The sequence below is a fragment of the Stutzerimonas kunmingensis genome (assembly GCF_900114065.1).
Classification (GTDB): domain Bacteria; phylum Pseudomonadota; class Gammaproteobacteria; order Pseudomonadales; family Pseudomonadaceae; genus Stutzerimonas; species Stutzerimonas kunmingensis.
Genome location: NZ_FORS01000011.1, coordinates 61,148 through 78,584 on the forward strand (window position 1 = coordinate 61,148; position 17,437 = coordinate 78,584).

Below are 17,437 nucleotides of genomic sequence, written 5' to 3' on the forward strand. Positions count from 1 at the left end.
TACGCACCGCGTTCGCGCGTTGCGTCAGAGGGTGGCTGTCAGCAGGCACGGTCATTTCTCTTTATTAAACACGGGATGATTCCCGGCCTGTTCACTCAAGGAGCCCTATCATGGCACTGAGCGTTGAAGAAAAAGCCCAGATCGTTAACGAGTACAAGCAAGCTGAAGGCGATACCGGTTCTCCGGAAGTGCAGGTAGCCCTGCTGACCGCCAACATCAACAAGCTGCAGGACCACTTCAAGGCCAACGGCAAAGACCACCACTCGCGTCGTGGTCTGATCCGCATGGTTAACCAGCGCCGCAAGCTGCTGGATTACCTGAAGGGTAAGGACACCACTCGTTACAGCACCCTGATTGGTCGTCTGGGTCTGCGTCGCTAAGACGCGCCCGCGCTGGAAGCCGGAAGCTGGAAGCCTGAAGTTGAAAGTGGGATATCCCCTCGATCAGCTTCGGTCTTCCAGCTTTTGGCTTTCTTGCAGGTCGTTCCGGGCCGACTCCCGGGCGTTCTGCCAATTTCCCCAAGGCAACAAAGAGAAGGAAAAACCGTGAATCCGGTAATCAAGAAGTTTCAATTCGGTCAGTCGACCGTAACCCTGGAAACGGGTCGTATCGCTCGCCAGGCCTCCGGCGCAGTGCTGGTCACCGTCGATGACGACGTCACCGTGCTGGTAACCGTGGTCGGTGCCAAGACCGCCGATCCGAGCAAGGGGTTCTTCCCGCTCTCCGTGCATTACCAGGAGAAGACCTACGCAGCCGGCAAGATCCCTGGCGGCTTCTTCAAGCGGGAGGCGCGTCCTTCCGAGAAGGAAACCCTGACCTCTCGCCTGATCGATCGTCCGATCCGTCCGCTGTTTCCGGAAGGTTTCCAGAACGAAGTGCAGGTCATTTGTACTGTCGTTTCCACCAGCAAGAAGACTGATCCGGACATCGCCGCGATGATCGGTACTTCGGCCGCCCTGGCTGTTTCCGGTATTCCGTTCGACGGCCCGATCGGCGCGGCACGCGTGGCCTTCCATCCGGAAACCGGCTACCTGCTGAACCCGAACTACGATCAGCTCAAGGCCTCCAGCCTGGACATGGTCGTGGCCGGCACCAAGGACGCCGTACTGATGGTCGAGTCGGAAGCCAAAGAGCTGACCGAAGACCAGATGCTGGGCGCCGTGCTGTTCGCCCATGACGAGTTCCAGGCCGTGATCAAGGCTGTCGAAGAGCTCGCCGCCGAAGCCGGCAAGCCGCGTTGGGACTGGGCTGCTCCGCAGGCCAACACCGCGTTGCTGGATGCCATCCGTGCCGAGTTCGGCGAAGCCATCTCCCAGGCCTACACCATCACCATCAAGCAGGACCGCTACGCGCGCCTGGGTGAGCTGAAGGACCAGGTCGTTGCCAAGTTCTCCGGTGAAGAAGGCCAGCCGTCTGCCGGCGAAGTGAAGGATGCCTTCGGTGAGATCGAATATCGCACCGTTCGCGAGAACATCGTCAATGGCAAGCCGCGCATCGACGGTCGCGACACCCGTACCGTTCGCGGGCTGAACATCGAAGTCGGCGTGCTCGACAAGACCCACGGTTCGGCACTGTTCACCCGTGGCGAGACCCAGGCCCTGGTCGTTGCGACCCTCGGCACTGCCCGTGACGCGCAGCTGCTCGACACCCTGGAAGGCGAGAAGAAAGACCCCTTCATGCTGCACTACAACTTCCCGCCGTACTCGGTCGGTGAGTGTGGTCGCATGGGCGCTACCGGTCGCCGCGAAATCGGCCACGGTCGCCTGGCCCGTCGTGGCGTTGCCGCCATGCTGCCGAGCGCCGATGAATTCCCGTACACCATCCGTGTGGTTTCCGAGATCACCGAGTCTAACGGTTCCAGCTCCATGGCATCGGTCTGTGGTGCCTCGCTGGCACTGATGGATGCGGGCGTGCCGATGAAGGCGCCGGTAGCCGGTATCGCCATGGGCCTGGTCAAGGAAGGAGAGAAGTTTGCCGTTCTGACCGACATCCTCGGTGACGAGGACCACCTGGGCGACATGGACTTCAAGGTTGCTGGTACCGCCAAAGGCGTAACCGCGCTGCAGATGGACATCAAGATCCAGGGCATCACCGAAGAGATCATGGAAATCGCTCTGGGCCAGGCCCTGGAAGCGCGCCTGAACATTCTCGGCCAGATGAACCAGGTCATCGCCCAGTCACGCAGCGAGCTGTCGGCCAATGCCCCGACCATGCTGGCGATGAAGATCGACCAGGACAAGATCCGTGACGTGATCGGCAAGGGTGGCGCCACCATTCGCGCTATCTGCGAGGAGACCAAGGCCTCGATCGACATCGAAGACGATGGCTCGATCAAGATCTTCGGCGAAACCAAGGAAGCGGCAGAGGCGGCCAAGCAGCGCGTACTGGGCATCACCGCTGAAGCCGAAATCGGCAAGATCTACGTCGGCAAGATCGAGCGCATCGTCGACTTCGGCGCGTTCGTCAACATCCTCCCGGGCAAGGATGGCCTGGTGCACATCTCGCAGATCAGCGATCAGCGTATCGAGAAAGTCACCGATGTGCTGAAAGAAGGTCAGGAAGTGAAGGTGCTGGTGCTGGACGTGGACAACCGCGGCCGTATCAAGCTCTCCATCAAGGACGTTGCCGCCGCTGAAGCCTCTGGCGTCTGACAGCTGGCAGTTGAACAGAAGGGCCTTCGGGCCCTTTTTGTTTGGTCGTGATATTTATTCAATGCCTATGCGAGATTGCAAGATGCACGCAGAAGCCGGGGGAAACTTGCAATGTGCAAGTAAACCGTAAATTGCTGCCATGCATAACTTATTGATTATTAAGGATAAAAAAATAAATTCAAGTTGGCACAACGCTTGCGCTGTTATTCGTGCATCTGAGGCCGGAGTCATGCCCCAGAAACCACGAGAACAGGAGTGACATCTATGAAGACTACTCAGACACTTACTGCCGCTGCCATCGCCGCTGCTCTTAGCCTGCCGTTCGCCGGCGCCGCTCTGGCCGATACCACGCCTGCCATCGACAAGACCGATACCGTCATGCTGGCCGCCAACACTATGGACGATGCCGGTGATGCTGCTTCCGATACCTGGATCACCACCAAGGTGAAATCCACCCTGCTGGCCGAAGACGCGACTCCCGGCATGGACATCGAAGTGGAAACCAAGGATGGCGTCGTCTCGCTGTCCGGGACCGTAGCTACCGAAGCCGAGAAAGAAGCTGCCGTGGTCAAGGCCAAGGGCATCAAAGGCGTTCGTGAAGTCTCTGCCGACGGCCTGAAAACCGCCGAATAACAGAGCTCTCCTCGCCAGTCGCTGGCGGGGCGCAGATCAGAAAACCCCACTCTATAGTGGGGTTTTTTGTGTCCTAGTTTCCTCGCTCACTGGTGATCTGCCGGAGACGATTGCCTTCGAATCGCAGGAAATGGAGCATGCCGTTGTTCGGCCCATAGACCCATTCCTCGACAGGCACCTCCTGTTGGTAGCCATGATCATCAACGATCTCCTTGTAACCTACCAAGGCGGCGCTGGATGGCTCGCCGCATTTGCTGCGAACCTCGGCCGTGCTGGCTTCCAGGCTCACCAGGCGGCTGTTGCAGCGATAGGTAGAAGAGGCCTGCGCTTGCAGGGTGACAAGCAACAGGCAAAGCAGAAGTGTTGCGGGAACGCGACGGTCCATCGGTATGGCTCCAGGGGATCAGTTAGCTCTGCGGGTTTCGATGCGAACCAGGCGGTTGCCTTCGAAGGTCAGGATGCTGAGCATGCCATTACGCGGACCGTAAACCCATTCCTCCAGCGCGAACTCCTGGCGGTCGTTACGGCTGAGCGTGTAGCCGACAAGATCACGGTGCTGCGGCACGCCGCACTTGCTTTCCACTTCGAAGGCGCGGTTACCCGTGGTGACGAGCTGGCTCCCGCAACGCAGGGTATCGGCGTGAGCCCCGGAAAACGCGGCCAGCAGTACACAAGCAACAACGTATTTACGCGAGATCATCATTCACTCCCCAGGTGCATCGCCGTCGCGACCTTACCGTCGCTTCCCTGTTCGGTTGTGCCAGTGTCCAGCAGGTACACCCGCTCCGAGTCCAGGCCCACGTCTACCAGATAGCCCTTTATCGCGGCCGCACGTTCGCGGCTGAGGCGGCGCAGCAACGCTGCACTGTCCCTCCAGGAATCGAGCACGGCCTTGCGCATCTGTGCGGCGCGCTCTTCGTCGTCGAGTTCGCGCCACTCGGCTGGCGGCTGCTGCTTGAGGCGACTGCGGTAGATGCCTTCCAGCAACGCGGCCTCGTCTTCCGCTTCGACCTGGATCTGACTGGCGTCCGCGGGCACCTTGTCGCCACGACGCTGCAGGATTCGATACTGGGTTTCGCGGAACTCCTGCTGTAGGCGTTGCTCGGCCAGCAGCGCGCCATCGACGGCAGCGGCGCTCATGCCTTCCACCTCCAGGCGTAGAGCCGGACGTTGCTTCAGGGCCGAGGCCAGCGTGCCCAGACGTTTGCGCGCTTCGCTATCCAGCTCGCTGCTGGCCGGTTCGAAGCCGACATGGCTGAGGTCGGCGTCGCTTCCGCCGGCCAGTCCGGCTATGAACTTGAACGGCGCCTGGGCTGCGCGAACCACCAGATTGCGCAGCGTCTGCCAGACGATCGGCATGACGCTGAACTGCGGGTCGTTCAGGTTGCCCTGCACCGGCAATTCGATGGAGATGGTGCCCTTGCTGTCCTTGAGCAGGGCGACCGCCAGCCGAACAGGCAGATCCACGGCATCAGGACTGTCGACCTTCTCGCCAAGTTGCAGCTGCTCCAGAACGACCTTGTTTTCTGCGTTAAGACGACCCTGCTCAATCCGGTAATGCAGATCCAGATTGAGGCGGCCCTTGCGAATCCGGTAGCCGGCGAATTTGCCGGAGTAGGGCGTCAGCGTGGTCAACTCGACCTGGCGGAAGCTCGTGGCGATGTCGAGGCTCTGCAGTGGATCGAAAGGCGTCAGGCTGCCCTTGATGCTGACCGGCGCATACTGATCCACCTTGCCGGCGACATTTACCGAGGCGGCTTTCTGCTCGCGGTTGTCCAGGGTGCCGATATCTCCGTTGAGCGACTGGATGGCGGTGACGAAGGGCGGTCGCAGGCTGAAGTCGGCAAAGTTCGCCGAGCCGTCGGCAATGGCAATGCCGCCGATATGGATAGCCAGCGGCTCGGAGGAGTCTTGTGCCTGTGCGTTGTCATCCCCAGCCTCACTGCGCTCGACCAGCAGGTCGTTGATGTTGGTGCTCAGGTCCGGGTTGATGATGAAGCGCGCATAAGGCTGGCTGAGGTCGACGCGCTCGATTGCCAGGCTGCTCGGGTGCTGGTAGTCGAGGCCGCTGAGTTGCAGGCGCTGCCATTTGACGAAATCGCGATTGTTGATCGTGTCCAGCGTATGCAGCTGAGTGGCGTCTACGCTGCCCCGAACGCTGAAGGCGAGCGGCTCGGTGGACTTCAGCTCGACCTCGAGTTCGCTGGCCAGCAGGCCGCTGCGCACTTCCAGATGGACCAGTGGGCTGAGATAGGCCTGAGCGATGCGCAGGTCGATATCTCGCGTCGTCACCGCCAGCTTGCCGCTCACGGGGCTCATCTGAAGTTGCCCGTTGGCCTGGATGGCGCCTTGCTTACCGACTCCGGTTTCCAGTTCCAGGGAGAAGGGGCTGGTGCCGAGGCTGTCGAACTCGCGGATGTTCAGATCTAGCGGGCCCAGCTCCAGCGCGACTTCATCGTCCGGGACGCGATCGACGAGATGGACCCGGTAGTCGCGCAACTGAGCGTCGCGTAACAACACCTGCCAGGGTGCGTTGGCTCCCTTTGCTGTGTCGTCCGTGGTCGGCGCGTCGGCATCTGTCTTGTCGCTGGTCGAGGCGAACAGTTTCTGCCAGTCGAGTTCTCCGTCCGCTTCCCGGGCCGCCCAGGTTTCCAGATTGCGGCTGCGCAGTTTGCCAATGCTGATCTGCTGCCTGGCCAGGTCCAGCGACGTTTCGCTCAGCTCGAGTCGCTCCATGCGGATCAACTTGTGCCCATCGGTGCTGTCGAGGGCCAGTGGGCCGAGTGCGGCCTTGGCATTCTCCAGTCGCAGCGCGAGGTTATCGCTGAGGTCCAGGCGATAGTTCGTGCTGAACTCGAGACTGCCATCCTTGAGTGTCAGCGGCACGGCATCGCGTACATAGGGCCACAGGTCCTTGAGCTGGAGATCGCTGATCTGCAACTGACCGCTGGATGTCAGTGGTTGCAGGCCGATATCGCCCTGCCAGTCGATGCGCCCACCGCTCGGCCCGCTGGCGGTTAGACGGGCATCGGCGCTGCCGTCGCTGCGGGTGGCGAGGTCGTGCAGTTCGAAATCCAGTGAATCGTAGACCAGGGCAATCGGCTCGCTCGGGCGCTGGTCCAGGAAGGCGAGGCGGCCGCCTGCCAGTTGCAGACGATCCATGCGCAGCGGGAAGATGTCACCGCCCTCGCTGGTCGTCGGCTCTGATTCAGGCACCTCGAACAGCTGGCTGAGATTGAGCGTGCCATCTTCGGCGAAGCGCACCTCGACGTCCGGCTCGATCAGCTCGACATTGGCCAGGTGCAGCGTGCGTTGCCAGAGGCTGTCCCACTGCAGGTCGAGAAAGAGCCGCTCGAAGGCCAGCTGACGATCGTCCTGCTCGCCGATGCGCAGGCCGAACAGCGAGAGCTCGAGGCTGAACGGGTTGAATTCGATACGTTGCAGGCTGGCCGGCACGGTTGCGTAGGCCGCAAGCTGCTGATTGGCGATGCGCTGGGCGATACCCGGCAGGATCAGAAAGCCAAGCAGGCTGTAGCAGATCAGCACGAGCGCCACCCCGGTGAACGCACGCTTCATTCCATTGGGCATGACCGGAAGTATTCCTGGCGAATGGTTGCCTTGGAATATGGCACGCGTACACGGTTCCCCGAATCGAGCGATACGGGCAATGCGCTCAAAGCCGCAGAATCAGGGTCTTCAGTGGGGGCAACCCATCGCGCGAGGGGAAGTCGGCAGCCGGTGCCAGCGCCTGCCATTCGCGTACCGGCCTGCCGGCCTTCTCGGCGCAGCGCAGCACCAGGGGCCGCCACTCATCCATCGATACCTTCGCCAGGTTGTTGCAGCAGATCAGCACCCCATCTTCAGCGGTTGCCAGTAACGCCGGTTTGAGCAGGCTCTGATAGTCGCGCAGCAGGTCCACCGTGCCGAAGGCGCTGCGTGCCCAGGCGGGCGGATCGAGCAGTACCAGATCGAACTGACGTTGTACCAGGCGCGGGTAGTCCGGCAAGGCTCGTCCGCGACGGGCGCTGACCGGCAGACCGGCCAGTTGGCGGATCGCCGGGAAGTAGTCGGAATGTACGAACTGCATTGGCGGCAGGGAAGGGTTCAGCTCGCCGTTTTCCCGGCCCACTGCCAGGTTGCGCTCGGCGAAATCGACATTCCAGACTTCCGCCGCTCCGCCTGCGGCGGCGCACAGGCCGACGCCGCAGGTGTAGGAAAACAGATTGAGCACCGACTTGCCGGCGCTGTGTTGCTTGACCCAGCCGCGGGCGTTGCGCAGGTCGAGGAACAGCAGTGGGTCCTGCCCGCTGTGGCGGCCTCGCACGCGATAGCGCAGGCCCCACTCATGGGCGACCTGATCTTCCAGCGCCACGTCCTCAGGTTGATGCGCCTGGTTGCTGCGGTCGATCCGTGAGTTGCTCTGCGAGCGATCGTTGTAGATGAGCTGGAGCGGTTGCCCGAGAAAGTCGGTGGATTCGTCATGGATGCTCTGCAGCGCTTGCGCGTCGAGCGCTTGATGGAAGCTTTGCACCATCAGCTGCGGGCCGTAGCGATCGACCGTCAAGCCGGCCGCGCCTTCCTGGCTGCCATGGAACAGCCGGTAGCAATCGGTGCCTTGCTGCTGCAATTCGTCGAGCAGTGGGCGGCGGCTATCGAAGGCGGCGCGCAGCGCCTGGACGAGGGATGACATGCGCGGCGACTCGAAATAGAAGGGCGCGCAGTCTATCAAGAATCGCTGCGCTGGTTGCCTGGCGCTAGCGTGGCGGCAGGCCCATGCGTCGACGCGCGCGGTGTACGGAGCCGCTGCGTACGGCCCAGCGCACTACCGGCGCGGTGCTGCGAACCCCGGTGCGGATCAGCTGGCGTCGGCTTTCGCTCAGTGTCAGGCCAAGCATTTCCTGAGCCCATTCGGGTAAGAGCTCGACACCAGCGTGCAGCATCAGCGTTCCGAAGGGCCTGAGCAGGGGGCTGGGCGCCGGGGCGGTACGCAGTATCTGCAGGATTTCCAGCGCACGCTCGTCGCTCCGGAGTTGGGGGCTGGTGCGCTCGAGATAAGCCTCGATCTGCGCGCGCGAACGCGGCACGTCACCGGCGCCGAGGCGCTCGGCGATCAGCGCCACTTCGGCGTAATAGCGATCCTGCTCGGCAGGGGGTAGATCCGGATTGAGGTAGCGCAAGTGTGACTTGAGAAAGCTGCTGACCTCGGCGACGTGCACCCAGGTCAGCAGGTCGGGATCCGACGCGGCGTAGGGACGACCATCCGGCGCCGTACCGGATACGCCTGCATGAATCCGCTTGACCCGCTCGATCAGTCGGTCGGCATCGGCGTGGCTACCGAAGGTAGTGGCAGAGATGAACTGCCCGGTGCGCCGCAGGCGGCCGAGCAGGTCCTCGCGAAAATTAGAGTGATCCCACACACCGGACAGCGCCAACGGGTGCAGCGCCTGCAATAGAAGTGCGGAGATTCCGCCAACCATCATCGAGGTGAAGTCGCCATGCACGCGCCAGCACACGGACTCAGGCCCGAACAGGCCGGGATCGCCCGGAGGATTTTCGTAATCGACACCGCCGATCGCCAGCCCGGTAAGGCTGAGCACGCGGGTTTCGATATGACGGCGAATGAATTCCATGGCGACAGCGCTGTTGGCTTGGCAAGCGGCGATGTTACCTGAACAGACGCAGAGGGCTCGCCAATTGGCGGTGGTAACGGGGGAAGGAGGAGAGACCGGACAGCAGCGCCGCACTGTTGTCCGGTCGAGGGGCGATATCAGCCGCGGTGGCGGCCGCGGAAGAAGTCGATCAGGCCCTGGGTGGAGGCATCCTCTGCGGGCGCAGCATCGAAGCGGGTCATCTGGTTGTAGACGGCCTTGCCCAGATCCTTGCCGAGCTCCACGCCCCACTGGTCGAAGGAGTTGATCCCCCAGATCACGCCTTGGACGAAGACCTTGTGCTCGTACAGCGCGATCAGTGCGCCGAGGCGGCCGGGGCTGATGGTTTCCATCACCACGGTGTTGCTCGGGCGGTTGCCGGGGATCACCTTGTGCGGGGCGAGACGCTGCACCTCGGCCTCGCTGAGGCCCTTGGCGCGCAGTTCGGCCTCGGCTTCTTCGCGCGTCTTGCCGCGCATCAAGGCCTGGCTCTGCGACAGGCAGTTGGCGTAGAGCCACTCGTGGTGATCGGCGACAGGGTTGTGGCTGACCACGGGCACGATGAAGTCGGCCGGGATCAGCGGTGTGCCCTGGTGCAGCAGCTGGTGGTAGGCGTGTTGGCCGTTACAGCCGACACCGCCCCAGATCACCGGGCCGGTGGTGCAGGACACCGGTGTGCCGTCCTGGCGCACGCTCTTGCCGTTGGACTCCATGTCCATCTGCTGCAGGTGTTTGACGAAGTTGCGCAGGTAGTGGTCGTAGGGCAGGAACGCGTAGCTCTGTGCACCCCAGAAGTTGTGGTACCAGACGCCTAGCATCGCCAGCAGCACCGGCATGTTGCTTTCGAACGGCTCGCTGAGGAAATGCTGGTCCATGCTGTAGGCGCCGGACAGCAGATCCTTGAAGTTGGACATGCCGATCGCCAGGGCGATGGGCAAGCCGATCGCCGACCACAGTGAATAGCGACCACCGACCCAGTCCCACATCGGAAAGATGTTCTTTTCGCGGATACCGAATTCGACCGCCGCCTGCTTGTTGCTGGTGACGGCGATGAAGTGGCGGTAGAGCTTCTCTTCGGTGCCGCCCTTGCCCAGATACCAGGTGCGTGCGGCCTGGGCGTTTTTCAGCGTCTCGAGGGTGCCGAACGTCTTGCTGGAGATGATGAACAGCGTGGTTTCGACATTCAGCTTGGCGGTCACTTCGCGGAATTCGCTGCCGTCGATGTTCGCCAGGTAGTGCGTGCGTACGCCGTGCTGGGTGAACGGCAACAGCGCCTCGGATACCAGCTGCGGGCCGAGGAACGAGCCGCCGATGCCGATGTTCACCACGTCGGTGATGGTCTTGTCGCTGAAGCCGCGCCACAGGTTGTTGTGGATGCGGGTGACGATGTCGGTCATCTGCGCCAGCGCGGTGTGCACGTCACGCATGATGTTCTTGCCGTCGACCATCACCGATTCGCCCATCGGGCGGCGCAGGGCGGTGTGCAGCACTGGACGGTTTTCCGAGGCGTTGATGCGCTCGCCTTCGAACATCGCATGGGCTGCCTGCTCGACGCCGGCCTCGCGGGCCAGGTTCACCAGCAGGGTGCGAGTCTCGGGCGTGATGAGGTTCTTCGAGTAGTCGAGAAACAGGCCGCTGCAGGAAACCGACAGATCATCGAAGCGCGTCGGGTCGGCCTTGAATGCTTCGCGCATGCTGAAGTTCTGCATGGCCAGGCGGTGTTCTTCCAGGGCCTTCCAGGACGGCAGGCCGGTGACATCGAGCGGATGCTGGTAGTAGCTCATGGTGATGCGGCTTCCTTTGCTTTGACAGGCCGCTGAACCCCTGCAGTTGCACGCGCAGGCGCGCGTTGGTCGCGACGGGATTCAGTAATGTGTATGACCGTGCGGGCGCGCCGGCACTCCTCCTGAATGCTGCGGATGCTGGCCGAACCCGGCTTTCACCGAGCCGGTGAAGGCACATCCTATGCCATCAGAGTCAGCTCAGACAGGGGAAACCCCCACTCCGTTCCGGGCCATTGCCTTCTATTCTGCTCGAGCCCGTGCTTTCACTCTCGCACCTATCGACCATTCAGCCATGTTCAAACGAAGAAGCCCGAAGTGCAGAACACTTCGGGCTTCTATTCGACGACACCTGAACGGTGGCTCAGGCGACCTGTACCGGGATTGCGTTGCTGGTATGGCTCAGCTCGCCGTCGGCACCCATGTAAAGCACATGCGGTTTGAAATTGGCCAGCTCGGCCTCGCTGTAGTGGGCGTAGGCGCAGATGATCAGGCGGTGACCGACACCGGCCTTGTGAGCAGCGGCACCGTTGACCGAGATGATCTTCGAACCTTCCTCGCCGCGGATGGCGTACGTGGTGAAGCGCTCGCCATTGTCGACGTTGTAGATCTGGATCTGTTCGTATTCACGGATGCCGGCCAGGTCCAGCCATTCGCCGTCGATGGCGCAGGAACCTTCATAATCGAGCACCGAGTGAGTTACCTGGGCGCGGTGCAGTTTGGCCTTGAGCATGATGGCGTGCATGGCGGGGTCCTCCGGGTGCGCAAGCGGCGCAGAGTGTGCCTTAAGCCTCGAACGTGATCAAGGCTGCGGGCAAATGGCTGGGATCAGGCCGATGTGTGGATGTCCACCAGCAGGTTGTCGATCAGCCGCGTCTTGCCCAGGTAGGCGGCGGCGAGGATGACCAGCTCGGTGGAGCGCTCGCTGACCGGTTGCAGGTCGATTGCGTTGCGAATCTCCAGATAGTCCGGACGCAGGCCGGCAGCCTGCAAAGCGCTCAGGCCTTCGGCGATCAGCGCCGGGTAGTCGCGGCGACCGCCCCGGATCGCTACGTCCAGCTGGCTCAGGGTGCGGTACAGCGATGGAGCCGTGGCGCGCTCGTCTGCACTCAGATAGCCGTTGCGTGAAGACAGCGCCAGGCCGTCGGCGGCGCGAACGATCGGCTCGGAGAGGATCTGCACTGGCATGTTCAGATCGCGGACCATGGTGCGGATCACCGCCAGCTGCTGGAAGTCTTTCTGACCGAATAGGGCGAGGTCCGGCAGCACCATGTTGAACAGCTTGCTGACCACGGTGGATACACCGTCGAAATGCCCGGGGCGGCTGCCACCGCAGAGACCTTCGGAAACGCCGGGCACGCGAACGATGGTCTGCTGGGCCTGGCCGTGCGGATAAATCTCTTCGACGCTCGGCGCAAAGAGCAGGTGGCAGCCGGCTTCGAACAGCTTGTCCTGATCCGCAGCGAGGGTGCGCGGGTAGTTGTCCAGGTCTTCGTTGGGGCCGAACTGCAGTGGATTGACGAAGATGCTGGCGACCACGAAGTCGGCGCGCTGCCCGGCCTTCTTCACCAGCGCGATGTGGCCGGCGTGCAGGTTGCCCATGGTCGGCACGAAGCCGATGCGCTTGCCTTCCCCACGGGCGCGGGACACTGCGGCACGCAGGTCGGCGATGGTCTTGACGATGTTCATGCGGAGAAACCGTGTTCGACTGCGGGGAATTCGGTGGCCTTGACGGCTTTCACGTAGCCGGCGATGGCGGATGGGATGTCACCGTGCTCGCGCATGAAGTTCTTGACGAACTTCGGTACGCGGCCACCGAGCGAGAGCCCGAGCATATCGTGCAACACCAGCACCTGGCCGTCGGTGTCGCTGCCGGCGCCGATGCCGATCACCGGAATCTGCACCGCCCGGGTGATGCGCGCAGCCAGTTCGCTGGGTACGCACTCGAGCAGCAGCATGGCTGCACCGGCGGCTTCCAGCGCCTTGGCGTCCTCCAGCATCTGAAGTGCCTGGGCTTCCTCGCGGCCTTGTACCTTGTAACCGCCGAAGATGTTGACCGCCTGTGGCGTCAGGCCCATGTGTGCGCAGACTGGAATGCCACGCTCGGCCAGCAGGCGGATCGACTCGGCCAGCCAGGCGGTGCCCTCCAGCTTGATCATGTGTGCGCCAGCCTGCATCAGCACGGCCGAATTGTTCAGGGTCTGCTCGGTGGTGGCGTTGGCCATGAACGGCAGGTCGGCGACGATCATCGCGCCACGATTACCGCGTTTGACGCTGGCGGTGTGATAGGCCATGTCGGCAACGGTGACCGGCAGGGTGCTGTCGTGACCTTGCAGGACCATGCCGAGTGAATCGCCGATCAGAAGCATCTCGACGCCCGCATCGCAGGCGGTCTTGGCGAAGGTGGCGTCATAGCAGGTGAGCATGACGATCTTTTCGCCCTTCTGCTTGAGCCCTTGCAGCGTGGTCAGGGTTACGTCTGGCATGAATGCCGTCCTCTTCGAGCCTCGGAGGTCAGGGTTGCCGCGCGGCGCACCGGTTGGGTGCATGGGGCCGCGGATGGCAGAGGGCGCTTATAGTCCCGGCGGCGACAGAGTAAGTCAATCGCGAGTGTTACCCGCGCGTTACGTTCGTTACCGCGGCGGTGACACCGTCATCGCCAAGCCGCTCGAGACCGCTGAAGGGGCAGGCAGCGAGCAGGTCGACGAGTCGGCGACCATCGGCCAGCAGCAACTCCGCCGGAGCGACTTCAGCGAGCGGGTAGAGCACGAATGCGCGGGCTTGCAGGTGATAATGCGGAACCTGCAGACGGGGTTCGGCGATCAGGCGATCGCCGAACAGCAGGATGTCCAGATCCAACGTACGCGGGCCCCAGCGCTCCGCCTTGCGCTCGCGACCCTGGGCCTGCTCGATGCGTTGCAGGGCGTCGAGCAGATCGAGCGGCGCGAGACTGGTGTCCAGAGCGGCTACGGCGTTGACGTAACGTGGTTGGTCGGCTGGTCCGAGTGGGTCGCTTGCATAGAGTGACGATACTGCTGCGAGACTGCTCTGTGGCAAGTCAGCCAGCGCTTGCAGGGCGCCGCGCAGTTGCTTTTGCGGATCGGCCAGGTTGCTGCCCAGGCCGATGTAGACGCGTTCCATTTACTCGGCCGGGTTGGCGGCGTTGTCGCCCGGACCACGGCGGCGGCGCCCCCCGCGACGACGCTTCTTCGCTCCGCCGGCTTCTTCCTTGTTGCTGAGGCCGCGAATCATGTTGCGACGTTCGCTGTCGCTGGCTTCCTGATATTCGGTCCACCAGTCGCCGAGGCCGTTGGTTTTCTCTCCGGCGCTTTCGCGTAGCAGAAGGAAATCGTAGCCAGCGCGGAAGCGCGGATTTTCCAGCAACTGATCGGCGCGGCGCCCCTGGCGGCGCGGCAGGCGCTCCTGCATGTCCCAGATCTCGCGCATGGGGATGGTGAAGCGTTTCGGAATCGCGGTGCGCTGGCACTGCTCCCAGATAATGTCGTGCGCCGCTTCCTGCATCGCCGGGATCGGCGGCATGCCACGGTCCTGCAGTTCCAGTACGCGGGCGGGCAGGGCGGGCCAGAGTAGTGCGGCAAAGAGGAATGCCGGCGTCACCGGTTTGCCCTGCTGAATGCGCAGGTCGGTGTTGGCCAGGGCGTTGCGGATCAGCGTTCCGGCATACTCGGGGTTGCGCTCGAGTGCTGCGGCGCTCGCCGGGAACAGCGGGGCGAAGAGATCGTACTCGAGCAGCAGCTCGAAGGTGCGCTCGGCCTTGCCGCCGAGGAATAGCTTGAGCACTTCGTCGAACAGGCGTGCCGAGGGAATGCCGTCGAGCAGGTCGGCGAGGTCGACGATGGGTTCGGCGCTGTGCCGTTCGATCTCGAAGTCGAGCTTGGCGGCGAAACGCACGGCACGCAGCATGCGCACCGGGTCTTCCTGGTAGCGCTGCTCGGGGTCGCCGATCAGACGGATCAGGCGATTGCGGATGTCGTGTACGCCACGGGTGTGGTCGAGGATGCGCTCGGTAGTCGGATCGTAATACAGCGCATTGATGGTGAAGTCGCGGCGCTGGGCGTCGTCTTCGAGGGTGCCATAGATGTTGTCACGCAGGATGCGGCCGCTCTCGTTGCGCGAAGCGAGATGGCTGGCGTCGTCGTCATCCTCTTCCGGATGGTTGGCGCGGAAGGTGGCGACCTCGATGATCTCGCGACCGAAATGCACATGCACCAGCTTGAAACGGCGTCCGATCACGCGGGCGTTGCGGAATTCGGCACGGACCTGTTCGGGGGTCGCGCTGGTCGCAACGTCGTAATCCTTGGGATTCAGCTGCAGCAGCAGGTCGCGCACGCAGCCGCCGACCACATATGCCTCGTAACCCGCCTGCTGCAGTCGTTCGACCACGCTCACCGCGTAACGACTGATCTCGTTGCGATGCAGGGAATGCTGCCGGCTGGACAGAATTTCAGGTGTGCGGCGGGGATGCGGGATGCGGCGCAGAGGAAGACGAAAAGACTGGAACAGCTTTTTCAGCATGGGGGGCAACTGTGTGGCGGAAGACGGGCCGGTGTCGCGAATGGCCGCGAAACCTGCGCGGATTCTAGCACCGAGAGTGCTGGATGTTGAACGATGCGCAGGGAGGTGTCAAAAAGCATCGTGCGCCGCGTCACGCAGACAGTGCTTGGCGCAGGGCGGAGGCCACGCGATTGTCGAGCAGTAAGACTGCTGTGAAGGGAATGGGTAAGCCCCGGATAGCACAAAGGGGAGCCGAAGCTCCCCTTTGAATACTGTTGCGTGCTTTATTGTTATTAGTCGCTCAGGCGTTGCTGTTTTTGTTGTTCGCCTGTTCCATCGGGCCGTAGCCGTTAGGAGCACTCCACACTGGGAGCTAATAGCAAACGGATTTCTTTGGTCGCTGACTTTGCCTTGATCTTCGATCCAACCAGTGCGGGCCCTGCTGATGCAGTTTTTTGTTGTTCTCGGCCTGGTCGTGGGGCGAACCCCGTGGCAAGTCCTCTCCAAAAGAATCAGTTAGCTGCGCCTCCGCCTTCTTGTCGTTATTTTGCTGGAGCCGTTACGTCTTGTTCTTATTGTGGGGTCTGCTCGTTATTGTTGTTGTGCCTGTACGTAAGCAGTTGCCGTGCCAGCTTTAGAAAATCCTTATTTATCAACGGCTTGGTAATTATCTAGACTGAGGGGGGCAATAAAAAACCGGGGCAGCGTTACCGTTGCTCCCGGTTTTTGTTACGAGTCATGGCGGGCGGTAACAGATTACCCGGCCGCGCTACTCGACTTGCGCCGCGGAATGCCCAGGCGCTGGCGGCGTTCCCACAGACATTTGCGGCTGATGCCCAGCTTGCGAGCCAGCTCGGTCTCGGTCATGTGATCCTGATGCTCGAGCACGAAGTGCTGGAAGTAGTCCTCCAGCGACAGATCCTCGGTCGGCTCGTTGCCCGTGGCAATGCCGCGAATGGTGCCAAGGGGCTCGTCGAAATCGTCGTCCAGTTCGTCCAGCTCGATATCGATGCCCAGCAGCTCGGCATCGATCTCCGGGCTTTCGCTGAGAATGGCTGCGCGCTCGATCGCGTTTTCCAGCTCGCGAACGTTGCCCGGCCACGAGTAGTGACGGATCGCCTGCTCGGCATCGCGGGAAAAATGCAGCTCGTCGCTGCTCATGCGCTCACCCTGGCGTGCCAGGAAGGCTTTGGCGATCTCCAGCACGTCACCACCTCGCTCACGCAGCGGCGGCAGCTTGAGCGCGATGACGTGCAGGCGGTAATAGAGGTCTTCACGGAACTGGCCGGTCTTGGCCAGGGTTTTCAGGTCGCGGTGCGTGGCAGCGATCAGGCGTACGTCGACCTTTTGTGACTGCACCGAACCAACCCGGCGGATCTCGCCTTCCTGCAGGACCCGGAGCAGACGTGCCTGTGCCTCAAGCGGCAGTTCGCCGATCTCGTCGAGGAACAGCGTGCCACCGTCAGCGGCTTCGACCAGCCCAGCGCGGCCAGCGCTGGCGCCGGTGAAGGCGCCTTTCTCGTGTCCGAACAGTTCGGATTCGATCAGCGTTTCCGGGATGGCCGCGCAGTTGACGGAAATCATCGGGGCCTTGGCGCGGCGCGAGAGGTTATGCAGCGCGCGAGCGACCAGTTCCTTGCCGGTGCCCGATTCGCCCTGGATCAGCACGTTGGAGTCGGTCGGGGCGACCTTGCGGATCTTGCCGAACAGGTCCTGCATGGGCGCGCAGTGGCCGATGATGCCGATGTCTTCTCGGTCGGTTGTCGCTGAGGCGGCGCTTGCGCCACGGGAGGGCTGCGCTTGTGTCGCTGCGTTGTGCTGATGGTCGGTGAGGATGCGTGCCACGGTCTGCAGCATCTCGTCATGGTCGAACGGTTTGGCGATGTAGTCGACTGCGCCCATCTTCATCGAGTCCACGGCCGAGCGCAGGCTGGCGTAGCTGGTCATGATCAGCACCGGGGTACCTTCGGCGAGCTTGATCAGCTCGGTGCCGGGGGCGCCGGGAAGTCTCAGGTCGCTGACGATGAGGTCGAAACCCGGGATGCTGTAGCGCTCCTGTGCTTCCTGCACCGAGCCGGCTTCGCTGACCTCGTACTGGTTACGCTCGAGGAGGCGTCGCAGGGCGGAGCGGATGATGGTTTCGTCTTCGACGATCAGAATGTGTGACATCAGTACTCTCTCGACGGTCTGGAGGCATAACCGGCAAAGG

The 17,437-nt window shown here is 62.4% G+C and carries 15 protein-coding genes; 3 read left to right on the forward strand and 12 right to left on the reverse strand.

Translation table 11 applies throughout. The annotated features are described in order from the left end of the window. The first annotated feature begins 110 nt into the window (after positions 1-110). From rpsO to BM275_RS19745, 3 genes are all read left to right on the forward strand, one after another. Positions 111-380 carry a 30S ribosomal protein S15 gene (rpsO, locus tag BM275_RS19735; protein ID WP_003293213.1) on the forward strand — a complete coding sequence of 90 codons (270 nt, stop codon included), beginning with the start codon at positions 111-113 and terminating at the stop codon, positions 378-380. Between the two features lie 165 nt (positions 381-545). Beyond that, on the forward strand, positions 546-2,651 hold the full coding sequence (gene pnp, locus BM275_RS19740; protein WP_090523112.1) for a polyribonucleotide nucleotidyltransferase: 2,106 nt from the start codon (positions 546-548) through the stop codon (positions 2,649-2,651). Between the two features lie 264 nt (positions 2,652-2,915). Next, positions 2,916-3,284: a BON domain-containing protein gene (locus BM275_RS19745; RefSeq protein WP_090523114.1), complete on the forward strand. Its 369-nt coding sequence runs from the start codon at positions 2,916-2,918 to the stop codon at positions 3,282-3,284. A 73-nt stretch (positions 3,285-3,357) separates the two neighbouring features. On the opposite strand, the gene BM275_RS19750 is transcribed toward BM275_RS19745, so the two are convergent. The 12 genes from BM275_RS19750 to BM275_RS19805 form a co-directional block, all read right to left on the reverse strand. Further along, entirely contained in the window at positions 3,358-3,669 is a 312-nt protein-coding gene (locus BM275_RS19750; RefSeq protein WP_090523116.1) for a DUF2845 domain-containing protein, read from the reverse strand. An 18-nt stretch (positions 3,670-3,687) separates the two neighbouring features. Further along, positions 3,688-3,984: a DUF2845 domain-containing protein gene (locus BM275_RS19755; RefSeq protein ID WP_023446155.1), complete on the reverse strand. Its 297-nt coding sequence runs from the start codon at positions 3,982-3,984 to the stop codon at positions 3,688-3,690. Further along, positions 3,984-6,872 (reverse strand): DUF748 domain-containing protein, encoded by a 2,889-nt coding sequence (locus BM275_RS19760; RefSeq protein ID WP_031298079.1) that lies wholly within the window; start codon positions 6,870-6,872, stop codon positions 3,984-3,986. The genes BM275_RS19755 and BM275_RS19760 overlap by 1 nt, the downstream gene beginning before the upstream one ends. An 85-nt stretch (positions 6,873-6,957) precedes the next feature. Further along, on the reverse strand, positions 6,958-7,974 hold the full coding sequence (locus BM275_RS19765) for a class I SAM-dependent rRNA methyltransferase (RefSeq protein WP_090523118.1): 1,017 nt from the start codon (positions 7,972-7,974) through the stop codon (positions 6,958-6,960). Positions 7,975-8,038: 64 nt separating this feature from the next. Then, a complete protein-coding gene (locus BM275_RS19770) occupies positions 8,039-8,914 on the reverse strand; it encodes an oxygenase MpaB family protein (protein WP_044315666.1) in 876 nt (291 codons plus the stop codon). A gap of 137 nt (positions 8,915-9,051) precedes the next feature. Then, positions 9,052-10,716, reverse strand: coding sequence for a glucose-6-phosphate isomerase (gene pgi, locus BM275_RS19775; protein WP_014819248.1), 1,665 nt, complete (start codon positions 10,714-10,716; stop codon positions 9,052-9,054). 361 nt (positions 10,717-11,077) lie between these two features. Beyond that, positions 11,078-11,458 (reverse strand): aspartate 1-decarboxylase, encoded by a 381-nt coding sequence (gene panD, locus BM275_RS19780; protein ID WP_014597581.1) that lies wholly within the window; start codon positions 11,456-11,458, stop codon positions 11,078-11,080. 83 nt (positions 11,459-11,541) lie between these two features. After that, on the reverse strand, positions 11,542-12,402 hold the full coding sequence (panC, locus tag BM275_RS19785; RefSeq protein WP_090523121.1) for a pantoate--beta-alanine ligase: 861 nt from the start codon (positions 12,400-12,402) through the stop codon (positions 11,542-11,544). After that, positions 12,399-13,199 (reverse strand): 3-methyl-2-oxobutanoate hydroxymethyltransferase, encoded by an 801-nt coding sequence (panB, locus tag BM275_RS19790; protein WP_014819250.1) that lies wholly within the window; start codon positions 13,197-13,199, stop codon positions 12,399-12,401. Before panB ends, panC begins: the two co-directional genes overlap by 4 nt. Before the next feature lie 127 nt (positions 13,200-13,326). Then, the gene (gene folK, locus BM275_RS19795) at positions 13,327-13,854 is read right to left on the reverse strand and encodes a 2-amino-4-hydroxy-6-hydroxymethyldihydropteridine diphosphokinase (RefSeq protein WP_046620306.1); all 528 of its coding nucleotides are present in this window, start codon (positions 13,852-13,854) and stop codon (positions 13,327-13,329) included. Further along, positions 13,855-15,249: a polynucleotide adenylyltransferase PcnB gene (locus BM275_RS19800; protein ID WP_014819252.1), complete on the reverse strand. Its 1,395-nt coding sequence runs from the start codon at positions 15,247-15,249 to the stop codon at positions 13,855-13,857. 735 nt (positions 15,250-15,984) lie between these two features. Further along, entirely contained in the window at positions 15,985-17,397 is a 1,413-nt protein-coding gene (locus BM275_RS19805; protein WP_014819253.1) for a sigma-54-dependent transcriptional regulator, read from the reverse strand. Between the last annotated feature and the right edge of the window lie 40 nt (positions 17,398-17,437).